The 15,199-nt window shown below is 26.7% G+C and carries 14 protein-coding genes; all 14 read left to right on the top strand.

Annotated elements, in window-relative coordinates:
* Positions 1-299 precede the first annotated feature (299 nt).
* A complete protein-coding gene (gene dxs, locus CRIB_RS08880; protein ID WP_180702023.1) occupies positions 300-2,156 on the top strand; it encodes a 1-deoxy-D-xylulose-5-phosphate synthase in 1,857 nt (618 codons plus the stop codon).
* 17 nt (positions 2,157-2,173) lie between these two features.
* Complete coding sequence (locus CRIB_RS08875; protein ID WP_180702022.1) at positions 2,174-2,986, top strand: TlyA family RNA methyltransferase; 813 nt, start codon at positions 2,174-2,176, stop codon at positions 2,984-2,986.
* Positions 2,987-3,027: 41 nt separating this feature from the next.
* Positions 3,028-4,710, top strand: a complete 1,683-nt coding sequence (gene recN / locus CRIB_RS08870) for a DNA repair protein RecN (protein WP_180702021.1) — start codon at positions 3,028-3,030, stop codon at positions 4,708-4,710.
* Positions 4,711-4,783: 73 nt separating this feature from the next.
* Complete coding sequence (locus CRIB_RS08865) at positions 4,784-5,803, top strand: SpoIVB peptidase S55 domain-containing protein (protein ID WP_180702020.1); 1,020 nt, start codon at positions 4,784-4,786, stop codon at positions 5,801-5,803.
* Between the two features lie 125 nt (positions 5,804-5,928).
* Positions 5,929-6,756, top strand: a complete 828-nt coding sequence (gene spo0A, locus CRIB_RS08860) for a sporulation transcription factor Spo0A (protein ID WP_180703707.1) — start codon at positions 5,929-5,931, stop codon at positions 6,754-6,756.
* Positions 6,757-7,059: 303 nt separating this feature from the next.
* A complete protein-coding gene (locus CRIB_RS08855; protein WP_180702019.1) occupies positions 7,060-8,343 on the top strand; it encodes a CCA tRNA nucleotidyltransferase in 1,284 nt (427 codons plus the stop codon).
* 131 nt (positions 8,344-8,474) lie between these two features.
* Positions 8,475-9,596: a putative cytokinetic ring protein SteA gene (gene steA / locus CRIB_RS08850; protein ID WP_180702018.1), complete on the top strand. Its 1,122-nt coding sequence runs from the start codon at positions 8,475-8,477 to the stop codon at positions 9,594-9,596.
* 15 nt (positions 9,597-9,611) lie between these two features.
* Positions 9,612-10,487 carry a copper transporter gene (locus CRIB_RS08845; RefSeq protein ID WP_180702017.1) on the top strand — a complete coding sequence of 292 codons (876 nt, stop codon included), beginning with the start codon at positions 9,612-9,614 and terminating at the stop codon, positions 10,485-10,487.
* Positions 10,488-10,502: 15 nt separating this feature from the next.
* On the top strand, positions 10,503-11,195 hold the full coding sequence (locus CRIB_RS08840; RefSeq protein ID WP_180702016.1) for a glycosyltransferase family 2 protein: 693 nt from the start codon (positions 10,503-10,505) through the stop codon (positions 11,193-11,195).
* Between the two features lie 6 nt (positions 11,196-11,201).
* Positions 11,202-12,026, top strand: a complete 825-nt coding sequence (locus CRIB_RS08835; RefSeq protein WP_180702015.1) for a glycosyl transferase — start codon at positions 11,202-11,204, stop codon at positions 12,024-12,026.
* Positions 12,027-12,030: 4 nt separating this feature from the next.
* Entirely contained in the window at positions 12,031-13,128 is a 1,098-nt protein-coding gene (locus tag CRIB_RS08830; RefSeq protein WP_180702014.1) for a DUF3866 family protein, read from the top strand.
* Complete coding sequence (locus CRIB_RS08825; RefSeq protein WP_180702013.1) at positions 13,100-13,630, top strand: NUDIX hydrolase; 531 nt, start codon at positions 13,100-13,102, stop codon at positions 13,628-13,630. The genes CRIB_RS08830 and CRIB_RS08825 overlap by 29 nt, the downstream gene beginning before the upstream one ends.
* A 61-nt stretch (positions 13,631-13,691) precedes the next feature.
* Positions 13,692-14,300 carry a hypothetical protein gene (locus CRIB_RS08820; protein WP_180702012.1) on the top strand — a complete coding sequence of 203 codons (609 nt, stop codon included), beginning with the start codon at positions 13,692-13,694 and terminating at the stop codon, positions 14,298-14,300.
* Positions 14,301-14,311: 11 nt separating this feature from the next.
* The gene (locus CRIB_RS08815; protein ID WP_180702011.1) at positions 14,312-15,187 is read left to right on the top strand and encodes a tyrosine-type recombinase/integrase; all 876 of its coding nucleotides are present in this window, start codon (positions 14,312-14,314) and stop codon (positions 15,185-15,187) included.
* The last annotated feature ends 12 nt before the right edge of the window (positions 15,188-15,199 follow it).

The raw sequence follows: 15,199 nt of genomic DNA, 5'->3' as shown, positions 1-15,199 counted from the left end.
TTTATGTTTTATTTTGTTATAAAATTAATGTTTTTAAGTCAATACTAAGATATATTAATTTTTAAGGTTTATCAAAGTTATGCAAAGAAAAGGTCTTCTCATAGAAGACTTTTTTAGATAATAAAAATTAAAACTTATAATCTTAAATTTATGTTATTTTTAAACTATATTATAATTATTAAATGATAGTTTGAAAGATATATTATGAAGATAAAATTTTTAGTTAAATTAGTTGTTCAAATAAGAATATCATTAGATAAAAGTGTGAACAAAATTTGGTCAATAAAAGGTGAATGAATATGTATAAATATTTAGACAAAGTAAATTCTCCACAAGACATAAAAAATATGACTGTAGATGAATTAGATTTGCTAGCAAAAGATATAAGAAAGTTTTTAGTCAGATCTGTATCACAAACAGGTGGACATTTAGCATCTAATTTAGGAGTGGTAGAATTGACTTTAGCATTACATAAGGTATTTGATAGCCCTAAAGATAAAATTGTATGGGATGTTGGTCATCAATCTTATGTGCATAAAATTATTACAGGTAGAAAAGATAATTTCAAAAGTCTTAGACAATTTAATGGAATGAGCGGTTTTCCTAAAGAATCTGAATGTGAACATGATATATTTGATACAGGTCATAGTAGTACGTCTATATCAGTCGCTCAAGGGATTGCTTGTGCTAGAGATATAAAAAAAGAAGAAAGTGATGTTATAGCAGTAATAGGTGATGGGTCTATAACTGGAGGAATGGCGCTTGAGGCATTAAATCATGTAGGATATACAAATACTGATATGATAATAATTCTAAATGACAATGAAATGTCTATAGATAAAAATGTTGGAGGAATGTCTAGATATTTATCTAGTATAATAAGAAATTCCACTGTTAATAAAGTAAAAGATGAAGTGGAAAAGATATTACAAGTATCTCCAGGAGGTAATATAATATCTAAAACAGCAAATAAGGTTAAAGATAGTATTATTAGTAAATTTATACCCCAAGAATGTTCTTTATTTGAATCTATAGGGATAAAATATTATGGTCCAGTAGATGGTCATAATACTAAAGAAATTATAGAGAGTTTAAATAAAGCTAAATCTAAAAAAGGACCAGTACTATTACATGTAATAACTAAAAAAGGTAAGGGGTATCGATATGCAGAAGAACAACCAGATAAATACCATGGAGTATCAAAGTTTGATATAAAAAATGGTATAAAAGCTTCTAATTCTGTTTCAATATCTAATCAAGTTGGTCAAAAGCTTAGTGAAATGGCAAATGAAAATGAAAATATAGTTGCAATAACTGCAGCTATGCCATCTGGAACAGGGCTTAATATATTTGAAAAAAATCATCCTAATAGATACTATGATGTTGGAATAGCAGAACAGCATGCTACTACATTTGCTGCAGGGTTAGCTAAAAATGGTATGAAACCTTATTTTGCAGTATATTCATCATTTTTACAAAGAGCATATGATCAAATTATACATGATGTTTGTATAACAAGTAAGCCGGTAACATTTTTAATAGATAGGGCAGGTATTGTTGGTAATGATGGAGAAACACATCATGGAATGTTTGATTTAAGCTACTTAAATAATGTACCTAATATAACTGTAATGGCACCAAAGGATAGCAAAGAGTTAGATTTAATGTTAGAATTATCTTTAAAAATAAACTCACCAGTTGCAATTAGGTATCCAAGAGGAAATAGTTACTATTTAGAGGTTGGCTCTTACGATCCTATAAATTTATACAGTTATGAAATATTATGTCAAGGAAAAGATATAGTTATATTAGCTATTGGAAGTATGGTAAAAAATGCATTAGAAGCGAGAGATATATTATTAGAAGATGGCATAAATCCAACTATAGTTAATGCTAGATTTTTAAAACCTATAGATAAAGAATTATTAGATAGACTATTTAAAGATCATAAAAAAGTAGTAACTATAGAAGATAATGTGATAACTGGTGGATTTTCAACCAATATAAATAAATTTATTATAGATAATAAGTATGATATAGATATAACTAATATAGCTTTACCGGAAGAATTTATACCTCACGGAAGTGCGGATGAAATATATAATAGTATCGGATTATCACCAATTAAAATAGCAGAGAAAATAAAAAGTTTATAAACTAGAAAGGCAAACTTATGAAGAAGAGAATAGATTTATTATTAGTCGAAAAAGGCTACTTTGAAAGTAGAGAAAGGGCTAAAAAGGCTATAATGGCAGGTGTTGTATTTGTAAATAATCAAAGATGTGATAAGGCTGGTGTAGATGTTGATGAAGATGCAGATATACTAGTAAAAGGAGATCCAATACCTTATGTAAGTAGAGGTGGACTTAAGCTTGAAAAAGCAATGAAAAACTTCGACTTAACATTAGAGGGTAAAGTATGTATGGATATAGGTGCATCTACTGGAGGGTTTACAGATTGCATGCTTCAAAATGGAGCTACAAAAGTATTTTCTATAGATGTAGGATATGGACAACTTGCTTGGAAACTAAGACAGGATGAAAGAGTTGTTTGTATGGAAAGAACTAATATAAGACATGTTACAATAGAGGATACAAAAGAGTTCGCGGATTTTGCTTCTATAGATGTGTCTTTTATTTCCTTAAAATTAGTACTTCCTAAGTGCAAGGAACTTATTCGTGAGAATGGAGAAGTTGTAGCACTTATAAAGCCACAATTTGAAGCTGGTAGAGAAAAGGTTGGTAAAAAAGGTGTAGTAAGAGAAAAATCGACTCATATAGAAGTTATACAAATGATATCGGATTTTGCAGTTGAAAATGGGTTTGAAATCTTAGACTTAGACTATTCTCCTATAAAAGGTCCAGAAGGTAATATAGAATACTTAATACATTTAAAAGTTACAAGTGAACCTTTTGAATTTAATAGAGAAAATCATAATAAAAAAATATTAGAAGTAGTTGAAGCTTCTCATAATTTAAGTAAATAGATAAATAAATATTAAATATATAAAAAAGAGGGGGATTTAAATTGATCCTTGAGTTATATATGAAAAACTGTGCACTAGTTGAAGAATTAAGATTAGGAATAGATCAAAATTTAAATATATTAACTGGTGAAACAGGTTCAGGGAAGTCTATAATAATAGATGCACTAGGATTATGTCTAGGTGAAAAATATGATAGATCCTTTTTAAGAAAGGGTGCAGAAAAAGGCGTAATAGAAACTGTATTTCATTCAGAAAGTAGCAACTTAAAAAAAGTTTTACAAGAAAATGATTTAGACCTAGATGAAGATAATTTATTAGTAATAACTAGAGTTATATATTCTGATGGTAAAAGTGTTGCTAGAGTTAATGGGAGAACGGTTAAATTATCTATATTAAAAGATATCGCATCTACATTAATAGATATACATGGACAACATCAGAATCAAGCGCTATTCAATAAAGAAACTCATTTAGATTTCTTAGATCTGTTTGGAGAGATTGAGTTAGAAAAATATAAAAAAGAATACAAATATATATATGATGAATATAGTGAAGTTAAAAAAGCATTAAATATATTAACTGAAAATAAAGATGATATGCAGATACAAAGAGAAATAGATTTGCTTAAATTTCAAATAAATGAAATAGAATCTGCAAATTTAAGCAAAGATGAATATGAAGACTTATTAAAACAAAGAGATGTATATAGAAATAGTGAAAAAATATACAGTAATCTCAATTTGGCATATCAGAATTTATATGATGGTTCTGTAAATTCTGTTGATTTAATAGGAAATGCAGTAAAAGAACTTAGTTTAATATCTCAATATGATAAAACTTTAAGTGATTATAATAATGATATAGAGAGAATTATGTATGAGATTCAGGATATATCGAGAGAAATAAGAAACTATAAAGAAAATATAGATTTTGAGCCATATGAATTGGAGCAAATCGAATCGAGAGTAGATGAAATAAATAATCTAAGAAGAAAATATGGAGACTCTATAGAAGATATATTTGAATATTATGAAAAAATAAAATCTAGATTAGAAGAAATATTAAATAGAGATGAAAAAGTAGAAGAATTAAAATTAGAAATAATAAAACTTGAAAAAACTCTTAAAAATAAAGCAGATGAACTAACAAGAGCAAGAAAAGAAGTAGCTTTAAAGTTAGAAGAAGTTTTATTAGTAGAGTTAAAGAGTTTAAATATGAAAAATGTTGTATTCAAGGTTAATTTTGAAGAAGCGGTATTTAATATAAAAGGTCAAGATGATATAGAATTTATGATATCTTTCAACTTAGGAGAAGATATAAAGCCTATATATAAAGTTGCATCAGGTGGAGAAATGTCTAGATTTATGCTTGCATTTAAGACGATACTTGCAGATATTGACCAAATAGATACATTAGTATTTGATGAAATAGATACAGGAATAAGTGGTATAGCAGCTCAGATAGTCGGAGAAAAGCTTAGTAATATAGGTAAGAAAAAACAAATTATATGTATAACACATTTACCGCAAATTGCTGCTACAGCAGACACTCATTATTGCATAGAAAAAAGTACATCAAATGAAAGAACATTCACAACTATAAGGAAGTTAGATAATAATCAAAGAAAAGATGAAATAGCAAGACTTATAGCTGGAAGTAATATAACAGAGAAAACAATGGAACATGCTACTGAAATAATAGAATTAGCAAAAAGAAGCCTATAAGGCTTCTTTTTTTGTATAAAATTTACTATAAATGGAATTATAAATACATAATATATAAGGGTTGGAGGTTAATATGAAAGGTAAAAAAATTATAGTATCTTTAATTTTAATTAGTTGTTTTATATCATTTGGATATTATTATAAAAGAGTGTATTTAAGTAATAGTATAGAAGCTATAAATATGAGAACTGAGAATAAAAAATATGTATATCCTTTAGGAGAGATTGTAGGTATAAAAGCAACTACAGATGGAGTTTTAGTTATAGGATATGAAGATATAGAGTATATAGGTGGTATAGAAAAGGGCGATAATATAATAGCTATAAATGATATAAAAATTGAAAATGTTCAAGATATATCTAGAATATTAGAAGATATCAATAAAGATGAAATTAAGGTAACTTTAATAAGAGATGAAAAGTTTATTGATGAAAATATAAAATTAAAAAAGGATGGAGAAAATAAAAGATTAGGATTATGGGTAAGGGATAAAATATCAGGAATAGGCACGCTTACATTTTATGATCCACAAGAATCTGTGTTTAAAGGTATTGGTCATGCAATAACAGATTCTGATACGAATGAGTTGCTTAAAATAAAACAAGGATATATATATGAACCTAAAAATTTAAATATCGAAAAGGGAACAAACAAAAAATCAGGATATTTATATGGTGATTTTGATTTAAAAAACCCAATTGGTGAGTTTAAATATAATTCTAATTTTGGAATTACTGGAATATATAATTCAGAAAAGAAAAAATCAACTCAGTTAATGGAAGTAGGTAGTGAAAAAGATATAAAATTAGGAAAAGCGTATATATTATTAGAAGATCAAAACCAAAATATAGTAAGCTATGATGTAAATATAAATGATATATCAACAGGTAAACAAAGCACTAGACAAATTTCAATAGAAGTTACGGATGATAGATTAATTAATTATACAGGTGGTATTATTCAAGGGATGAGTGGTGCTCCTATAATACAAAATAATAAGATTATTGGAGCTGTAACTCATGTAATTAAAGATAATTCTAAAAAAGGATATGGTATTTTTATAGATGAAATGATAAAATTAGAGAATAAGTAAAAAAAGGTAATAATAAATATTAAAAATTTAAATAGATTGAAGGAATATAAATTTAGTATGTCGAATATGCTTAAAGTGAAAAACTTTCGATATTATTTAAATATAAAAAATAAAATGTTTTATTAATAGGGGGAATTTTAGTGAACGAGAAAATAAAAATAGTATTAGCAGACGATAATAAGGACTTTTGTCAGGTATTAAAGGAATATTTATCAAATGAAAGCGATATAGAAATATTAGGTATAGCAAAAGATGGTATAGAAGCTTTAGATTTAGTTAAAAAGACTCAACCAGATTTACTAGTATTAGATGTTATAATGCCACACTTAGATGGTTTAGGAGTAATAGAAAAATTAAACTCTATGAACCTTCCTAAAATGCCAAAAATAATAGTTTTATCTGCAGTAGGTCAAGATAAGATAACTCAATCTGCTATAAATTTAGGTGCAGATTATTATATAGTTAAGCCTTTTGACTTTGTCATATTCATAAATAGAATAAGAGAGTTAGTGACGAATAAGACAAATCATATTGAAGCTAAGCCAAGAACACATGCGGATATACAAATGACTAGAAGTGATTTTGTAAGAAATGCAGGGAATATAGAGACTGAAATAACAAATATAATACATGAAATAGGGGTTCCAGCACATATAAAAGGATATTTATATTTAAGAGAAGCTATAAAAATGGTTATAGAAAATGTTGAGCTTTTAGGAGCTGTAACTAAAGAATTATACCTAAGTATAGCTAAGAAGTTCAATACTACTCCAAGTAGAGTAGAAAGAGCTATAAGACATGCGATAGAAGTTGCATGGAGTAGAGGTAAAGTTGATACTATAAACCAATTATTTGGATATACAGTTCATAATACTAAAGGAAAACCAACAAACTCTGAGTTTATAGCTATGATTGCAGATAAATTAAGATTAGAGCATAGTATGGTTAAATAAATTATATAAATAAAGCCTTCTGAAATAAGAAGGCTTTATTTTTTACGTTTAAGGATATTATAATACTTAAAAAAATGTGGATAAATTCTGAATGTAAGTAATATCAACAAATTGGTTTTGAGCGTAAAAAAGATTTTGAAATACTTCGCCCACGCAGTGGCTCAAGCAACGGACGAAGTCGTTGGCGACATGAAGTGTTTCGCCGACACGTCGCTCAAGCGAAGCGAATTTTTTATGTTTTATTATAATATATTGTGTTATAGGAAAACTTAATATATAAGAGCATATTAAGGAGGTTCTTTAATGGAGATATTTATACCTAAAGATGTTAGTTTTTTAATAGATATGATATATGAAAATGGGTATGAAGCATTTATGGTAGGTGGATGTGTTAGAGATAGTGTACTTAATTTAACACCTAATGATTATGATATTACAACTAATGCAAAACCAAAAGAAATAATGAATATATTTAAAGATTATAAAATAATAGATACAGGAATAAAACATGGGACAGTATCTATTATTTTAAATAATAATATATATGAAATAACTACTTATCGAATAGAAGGAGAATATGAAAATAATAGAAGGCCTAAAACTGTAGAGTTTACATCGAGCATAGAAGAAGACCTTAGACGAAGAGATTTCACAATAAATGCAATGGCTTATAATAAACAGTTTGGAATAATAGATAAATTTAATGGATTAGAAGATTTACAAAATAGAATAATAAAGACAGTAGGAAATCCTGATGAAAGATTTAAAGAAGATGGGCTTAGAATGATAAGGGCGATTAGGTTTAGTAGTAAACTAGGCTTTAATATAGACGAAAATACATTAAATGGTATATATAAAAATTCATATATAATAAAAAATATAAGTACAGAGAGGATTAATGATGAATTTACAAAAATTCTATTAAGTGATAATCCGCAGAATATAATTCTATTGTATAAGACTAATATATTTAAGTATTTAGGAATTCATTGTAATTTAAATAGAGATTATTACAAAGAGTTAGAAAAATATATAAATATATTAAGTTATTGTGATAATAATTTACTAGATAAATTAATAATTTTAGATTATTTAATTTCAAATGAAATACTAAAATGCATTGATAAATGTGAAAAATATAAGTATTATTGTGAAAATATAAAAAAGGTAAATATTATAAATAATTTAAGATATTCAAATAAAGTAATAAATTACTGCAATGATATTATGGAATATATGATTAAAGATATTGACAAAATAGACAAGATAGTTATTAAAAGATATTTAAATAATATTGGATATGAAAAATTGAATAAAGTTTTTAAATTAAAACTAATATATAATGTATTTTTTAATAACAAAGATAATGTTGAATTTTTTAAACGGTGTATTAAGCAATTAGATGAAATAGAAAATAGCAAAGAATGTTATGAAATAAAAAGTTTAGAGATAGATGGTAAAATACTTAAAGATTTAGGATATAAAGGTAAAGAAATAGGTGAAAAATTAAGTTTTTTATTAGATCAAGTTATAAAGGATCCTTTGCTTAATAAAAAGGATATTCTAATAAATTTATTGAAGTTATAAGTAATTTATGATATTAATATAGATTAGATGTAATATATGAATAAATATATAAAAACTTAAAATATTTCTTTTATTGTTAAATAGTGCTATAATTGAATGTGATTTTAAAAAAGATGTCGGAGGTTTACAATATGAAAGTCCAAGCACCTATAAAGGTGGATAGAAAAACTAAGAGACTTGCTAAAAGGCTTACCGGTGGAGAGATAGCGGTTATAAATCATGTAGACATAGATGAGGTTGCTGCAAACTCTTTAGTAGAAGGTAAGATTAAGCTTGTAATTAATGCAGCAGAGTCTATAAGTGGAAGATATCCAAATAAAGGACCAGGTATATTAACAGAAAATAACATACTAATAATAGATAATGTAGGAGAAGAGTTATTTCATAATTTAACTGAAGGTCAAATAATAGAAGTTATAGATGGAAATATATATAGAGATGGAGAACTTTTAGGAAATGGTGAGGTATTAGGTAAGCAAGAGGTTTCAGAAAAGTTAAAAAAAGCATACGAAAACTTATCAGTAGAATTAGATAGATTTATAGACAATACTATAGATTATGCTAAAAAAGAAAAAGGATTTATATTAGGAGAAGTTGAGATTCCGCATGTTAAAACAAACTATGCAAATAAACATGTACTAATAGTTGTAAGAGGTCAAGATTATAAGCAAGACCTAAGTACAATAATATCGTATATAGAAGAAATGAAACCAATTTTAGTTGGTGTTGATGGTGGAGCAGATGCCTTACTTGAGTTTGGGTATACTCCAGATGTAATAGTTGGAGACATGGATAGTGTAAGTGACGAAGCATTAAAAAAAGCGAAAGAAATAATAGTACATGCATATACAGATGGTAGAGCACCAGGATTAAAAAGAGTAAATGATTTAGGACTAGATGCTATAGTTTTTCCTGCGCCAGGAACTAGTGAAGATATAGCTATGCTTATTGCTTATGAATATAAAGCAGAACTTATAGTTGCTTTAGGAACACATTCAAATATGATTGATTTCCTAGAAAAGGGCAGAAAAGGTATGGCAAGTACATTTTTAGTTAGATTAAAAATCGGTGCTAAATTAATAGATGCAAAGGGTGTTAATTTATTGTATAGAAGTAAATTAAAGATGAAATATATTTGGGCATTAATAGCAACAGCTTTATTCCCAATACTTATAATTGCATCTTTTACACCTAGCGTAAAACAATTTATACATTTGATGCAATTAAAGATAAAGTTTTTATTACAAATGTAATTTAGGAGGATTAATATGCATATAAATATGAAATATTATATAGTTAGTATAGGGGCTATATTTATATCTTTAGGAATTGGTATATTAGTAGGGTATAACTTGAATTATGACCAAGAACTTAGCAAACAACAAGCAAGTGTTATAAGTGATTTAGACAAGAAATTTGATTCTCTAAAAGTAACGAATGATAATTTAGAAAAAAGTTTAGCTGATTTAAGTGATGACTACGATGAAGCTATAACATTTATAAATGATAATATAAATAGCTTAGTAGGAGAGAGACTAACAGATAAAAACATAGGTATAATATCTACTAATCAAGAAAATGACTATACACAAGAGATAGATGATATAATAACTACTGCTAATGGAAAAGTAGCTTTTGATATAATATTAAATAACAACATATTTAATGAAAAAAAGATAGAAGAAGTAGCAGATAAGTTAAATATAGACATAAAAAGTACAAAAGATATTATGATATATATTGAACAAGCCTTAAGTGAGAATAATGCTAGTGAAAGACTAAAAAAACTTGAAGATTTAGATATGATAAAAATAAACTCATTAAATGAAAATTATCAAAGTTATGATTCTGTAGTAATAGCAGGTGGAAATAATGGTAAGTCAGATGAAGGACAATATGAAAATATAGATAAAATACTAATAGAAACTTTAAAGGATAAAGAGAAAAATATAGTAGGTGTTCAACAAAGTAATACTAAATTTTCATATGTAGATTTATATTCTAATGATAAGGTTACAACTATAGATAATGTAGATGAGGGTATAGGTAAATTATCTTTAGTTATGGTACTTCAAGATAGTAGTATAGCAGGTAAATTTGGGAAGCTAGAAGGTTCAGATAGTATAATACCATTTAAAAAATAAAAAGGAGAGATGAGAATGAATCCTTACATAAGTATAATAATACCAGCTTATAATGAAGAAGATAAAATTAAAGATACTTTAGAAAATATAAAAGACGTTAGTGAGATAAATGAAATATTAGTTATAGATGATGGATCAAGTGACAAAACAACTGAAATTGCAAGATCAGTTGAAAGCGAAAAGATAAAAGTTTTTACTCTAGATAAAAATAGAGGGAAAGGCTATGCTCTTAATTATGGATTAAAAATAGCAATGGAAAATGCAACTATTATAGGTTTTTTAGATGGAGATTTAGGATCTACATCTAGTGAAGTTAAAAAGCTTATAACTCCAATATTAAATAATGAAGCAGATGTTATAATAGCTAAGTTTCCACCAGCTACGAAAAAGGGTGGCTTAGGATTTGTAAAGAGACTAGCAAAAGAATCTGTATTAGAAATGACAGGAAAAGAGCTAGATGCTACTTTATCAGGGCAAAGGATATTTAAAAGAGAAGTATTAGAAAAGTTTAAAGAAATGCCATATGGATATGGCGTAGAAGTAGGTATGACTATAGATATATTAAAGTATGGATATACTATAAAAGAAGTTTTAGTTAATATGACTCATAGTGAAACGGGTAGAAACTTAAAAGGATTTATACATAGAGGAAAACAGTTTTACCATATAAAGAAGGTTCTAAGAGAAAAGAAAAAAGAGTGGAGGTAGTATTAGATGAATAATTATATACTTTATGCCATTTTAATTTTAACTGGATTACTTGGTACTTATGCTGTAATACCTTTATTTAGAAACTTACTAATTGATAGTAATGTATTAAGGCCAAACTATAAAAAAGATATGATACCAGTTAGTATGGGAATAGTATTTCTTCCTATGCTAATTATAAACTCTATAATATTAGCTTATTTTACAAATAGTTTTAAAGATATGTTACATATATTCATATTCCTATTTGGATTAGTATCTATGTTTTTTGCAGGAATATTAGATGATATCATAGGAAATAGAGATGTAAGCGGACTAAAAGGTCATTTTAAAAGTTTATTAAAAGGAAAACTGACAACAGGTGGATTTAAGGCTTTATTTGGAGGATTCATAGGTATTGTTATATCAATAGCTATATCTAAAAATATTTATGATATAGTTATAAATACATTGATAATAGCTTTATCCACAAATCTGATGAATCTATTAGATTTAAGACCAGGGAGAGCCATAAAAGGATATTTAGTAATATCATTGGTATTATTATTTACATTAGGTGAATATACAAGAAATCTTTTATTACTAATACTCCCAAATGTAGTTGCATACTTTAATCAAGATTTAAAAGCAAAAGCAATGATGGGGGATACTGGTTCTAATGTGTTAGGAATATCAATTGGAATATTATTTGTAATGGGATATTCGTTAAAGGTTAGATTAATATGGTTAGCATTTTTAATTTTCATTCATATACTTACAGAAAAGTATTCATTAACTAAGATAATAGAAAATAATAAGTTTTTAAATTTCATAGATAAGTTAGGAAGGTAATCTTATGATAAGTAAAAAAATAGGAAAAGTTGAATCTATAGTAGATCAAAATGGAGAATTAGATGATATAAGAGTAAGCATAAATGGAAATATACAAAGGGCCTATAATTATCCTAAGATTACAGGAAATATAAATGTAGGAGATGAAGTACTTCTAAATACAACAGCTGTAGAGCTAAGTTTAGGTACAGGTGGATATCATTTTGTTATAGCTAATTTAAATAACGTAGAATCAAACTTTACTAAGGGTGGGCATATAATGAAGTTAAGATATACTCCACTTCAAGTAAAGGTGGACTCAGTAGAAGAGCAAGAGAGTGCTTATCATAAAAATATAGAAGAATTTTCTAGCTTAGATGATATGCCAGTTGTGGTTGGAAGTTTACATAGTATGTTAACTCCTTTTGTAGCATCATACAAAAGATTAAATCCTAATAAAAAATTAGTATATATAATGACAGATGGAGCAGCTCTTCCTATATACCTAAGTAAAAATGTTGATACACTAAAGAAAAAAGGGTTAATAGATAATACGATAACAATTGGTAGTGCATTTGGTGGAGAATATGAATGCATAAACATATACACAGCTTTAATAACGGCAAAAGAGGTTTTAAATGCAGATGTTGTATTTGTAAGTATGGGTCCTGGAATTGCTGGTACAGGAACTAAATATGGATTTACAGGTATAGAGCAAGGTCCTATACTAGATGCAGTTAAAAAGCTTGGTGGTATTCCTATATCTATACCAAGAATAAGTTTTGCAGATCAAAGAGATAGACATAAGGGAATATCTCATCATAGTATAACTGTACTTAAAGAAATAGTAAATGTAAGCGTAAATATACCTATATGTACTTATAATGATGAACAGTTATGTTATATAAAAGAACAGCTAATGAATAATAGTTTAGAGTCAAAACATAATATAGTATATATCGAAAATAAAAATTCTAAATCTGATTTAGAATACTTTAATCTAAAAGTAAGAAGTATGGGTAGAAGTTTTGATCAAGATAAGGAATTTTTTGAGGCTGCAAGTACAGCAGCTTATTATCTAGCGGAGGTTTGTAATGATAGTAGAAGAGAAAACCATAAGTAGTGAAAGGATATATACTGGAAAATTAATAAGTTTAAAAGTTGATACTGTAGAAATAGAAAATAAAGGGTATCAAAAAAGGGAAATAGTAGAACATCAAGGGGCTGTAGCAATAGTTGCAATAACAGATGAAGATAAAGTTGTGCTTATAAAGCAATTTAGAAAGCCAATAGAACAAGTTATATGGGAAATACCTGCAGGAAAGCTTGAAATGGGAGAAAGCCCGAAGGATTGCGCTATAAGAGAATTAAAAGAAGAAACAGGATATAGTGCTAAAAATATTAAATTAATACACAAGTTTTTTACATCAGCAGGATTTTCAAATCAAAAAATATATATATATTTAGCTACAGGTATTACTAAGGGTGAACCTGAATTTGATGAAGATGAAATTATAGAAAAATATGAAATTGATATAAATGAAGCTCGGAATATGGTAATAAATAACCAAATAGAAGACGCAAAAACTGCAATAGGAATTTTATTAGCTAAAGAATTAATATAAAAGGAATAACCTCCTCTTTTTGTACATACTATTTTATAAGATGTAAGAGGGGGTTATGAATTTGAGAGGAACATATAAGAAAAGTTATTTTAGGGAAATAAATAAACAATTAATAGTTATTGGACTTATATTTTTAACAGCAGTAGTAATTGGTACATATTTAAATAAAATATGGCCAGATTATCAAGGTAATATAGCAAATAGCATTAATTCTATTGTAGAGTATTATAGTTCAAAAATATCGATAAAAAATATAGTGTTAGCTAATTTAAAGTCTGATATATACTTTATGATGTCTATTTCTTTATCAACTTTATTGGTAGTAACATTTCCAATAACGCTGATATTATTTATAGTAAAAGGAATATCTATGGGCTATACTATAAATAGTGCTATATTAGCTATGAAATTAAGAAGTATAAATCTTATTTTTATAACTATATTTAAAAATTTAATTATTATATTAGGTAGTATTGTACTTATTTTAATTTCAATTAACTACATAAAAGAAATGGTATTTGAGTTTAAGAAAAGTAGAAATAGAAGCAAGATGATTTTTTTAGTTTCAAGATATCTATTAAATTCAATAATTGTACTAGCTATAACTAGTGGTTTACAAGTTTTATTAAATACTTTAATTGTTAGTATTATTAAGTTCCTAGTCAGATAAAGGAGTTTACTATGGAAGTTGTAAAGGAATATATAAACTATATAAAAGATAAAAAGAGATTGTCAAATAATACGGTATTATCTTATTATACGGATATAAAAAAGTATATGGATTATTTAAAATCTATAAACTTAGAATTAAGTGATGTAGTAGAAAATGATATAATAGGGTATATAATAAATTTAGAAAAAAATAGTGTATCTGTAGCTACAGTATCTAGAATGATATCCTCAATTAAATCTTTTCATGATTATTTATTTTTAAGTAATATAACAAATAATAATCCAGCAAAGACTATAAAAAAGCCTAAAGTTGAAAAGCATGAAGTAGATATATTAACAGAGCAAGAAATAGAATCATTATTAAATTTTCCTAAATTAGATACACCTAAATTGATAAGAGATAAAGCTATATTCGAGGTTTTATATGGAACAGGAATCAAGGTTTCAGAATTGGTTGATATGGATATTGAGGATGTAGATTTAGAATTAGATTGTATATACTGTAATATATCTAAGAGTAAAAGGGTTATACCACTTTCAGATATAACTAAGGTTTACTTAGAAAAATATATAAAAGAAGCAAGACCTAAAATAGCTGAAGATACAGAAAATGCCTTATTGGTAAATTCATTAGGGCAAAGGTTTACACGACAGGGTCTTTGGAAACTTATAAAGAAATATGCAAGTATTGCTAATATAAATAAAAATATTAATCCTAGTATGCTTAGACACTCGTTTGCTATTCATTTATTAAATGAAGGTGCAAATATAGCTGTGGTTAGTAAAATATTAGGAAATGCAAATTTATCTAGTTTACAGGCATATTTAAATCATATAAATAAAAATATGAGAAGAGAAATAAAAGAAAAACATCCTAGAAAATAAACAGCTAAGGAG

Origin of the sequence: Romboutsia ilealis (assembly GCF_900015215.1) — a bacterium.
GTDB classification, from domain to species: domain Bacteria; phylum Bacillota; class Clostridia; order Peptostreptococcales; family Peptostreptococcaceae; genus Romboutsia; species Romboutsia ilealis.
This window is presented reverse-complemented; position numbering and strand designations above follow the sequence as displayed.

What these genes read in the sequence shown, in the direction of transcription:
- dxs (WP_180702023.1), top strand. Translation starts at nt 300, where the DNA reads ATGTATAAATATTTAGACAAAGTAAATTCTCCACAAGACATAAAAAAT.
- CRIB_RS08875 (WP_180702022.1), top strand. Translation starts at nt 2,174, where the DNA reads ATGAAGAAGAGAATAGATTTATTATTAGTCGAAAAAGGCTACTTTGAA.
- CRIB_RS08865 (WP_180702020.1), top strand. Translation starts at nt 4,784, where the DNA reads ATGAAAGGTAAAAAAATTATAGTATCTTTAATTTTAATTAGTTGTTTT.
- CRIB_RS08855 (WP_180702019.1), top strand. Translation starts at nt 7,060, where the DNA reads ATGGAGATATTTATACCTAAAGATGTTAGTTTTTTAATAGATATGATA.
- steA (WP_180702018.1), top strand. Translation starts at nt 8,475, where the DNA reads ATGAAAGTCCAAGCACCTATAAAGGTGGATAGAAAAACTAAGAGACTT.
- CRIB_RS08845 (WP_180702017.1), top strand. Translation starts at nt 9,612, where the DNA reads ATGCATATAAATATGAAATATTATATAGTTAGTATAGGGGCTATATTT.
- CRIB_RS08840 (WP_180702016.1), top strand. Translation starts at nt 10,503, where the DNA reads ATGAATCCTTACATAAGTATAATAATACCAGCTTATAATGAAGAAGAT.
- CRIB_RS08835 (WP_180702015.1), top strand. Translation starts at nt 11,202, where the DNA reads ATGAATAATTATATACTTTATGCCATTTTAATTTTAACTGGATTACTT.
- CRIB_RS08830 (WP_180702014.1), top strand. Translation starts at nt 12,031, where the DNA reads ATGATAAGTAAAAAAATAGGAAAAGTTGAATCTATAGTAGATCAAAAT.
- CRIB_RS08825 (WP_180702013.1), top strand. Translation starts at nt 13,100, where the DNA reads ATGATAGTAGAAGAGAAAACCATAAGTAGTGAAAGGATATATACTGGA.
- CRIB_RS08815 (WP_180702011.1), top strand. Translation starts at nt 14,312, where the DNA reads ATGGAAGTTGTAAAGGAATATATAAACTATATAAAAGATAAAAAGAGA.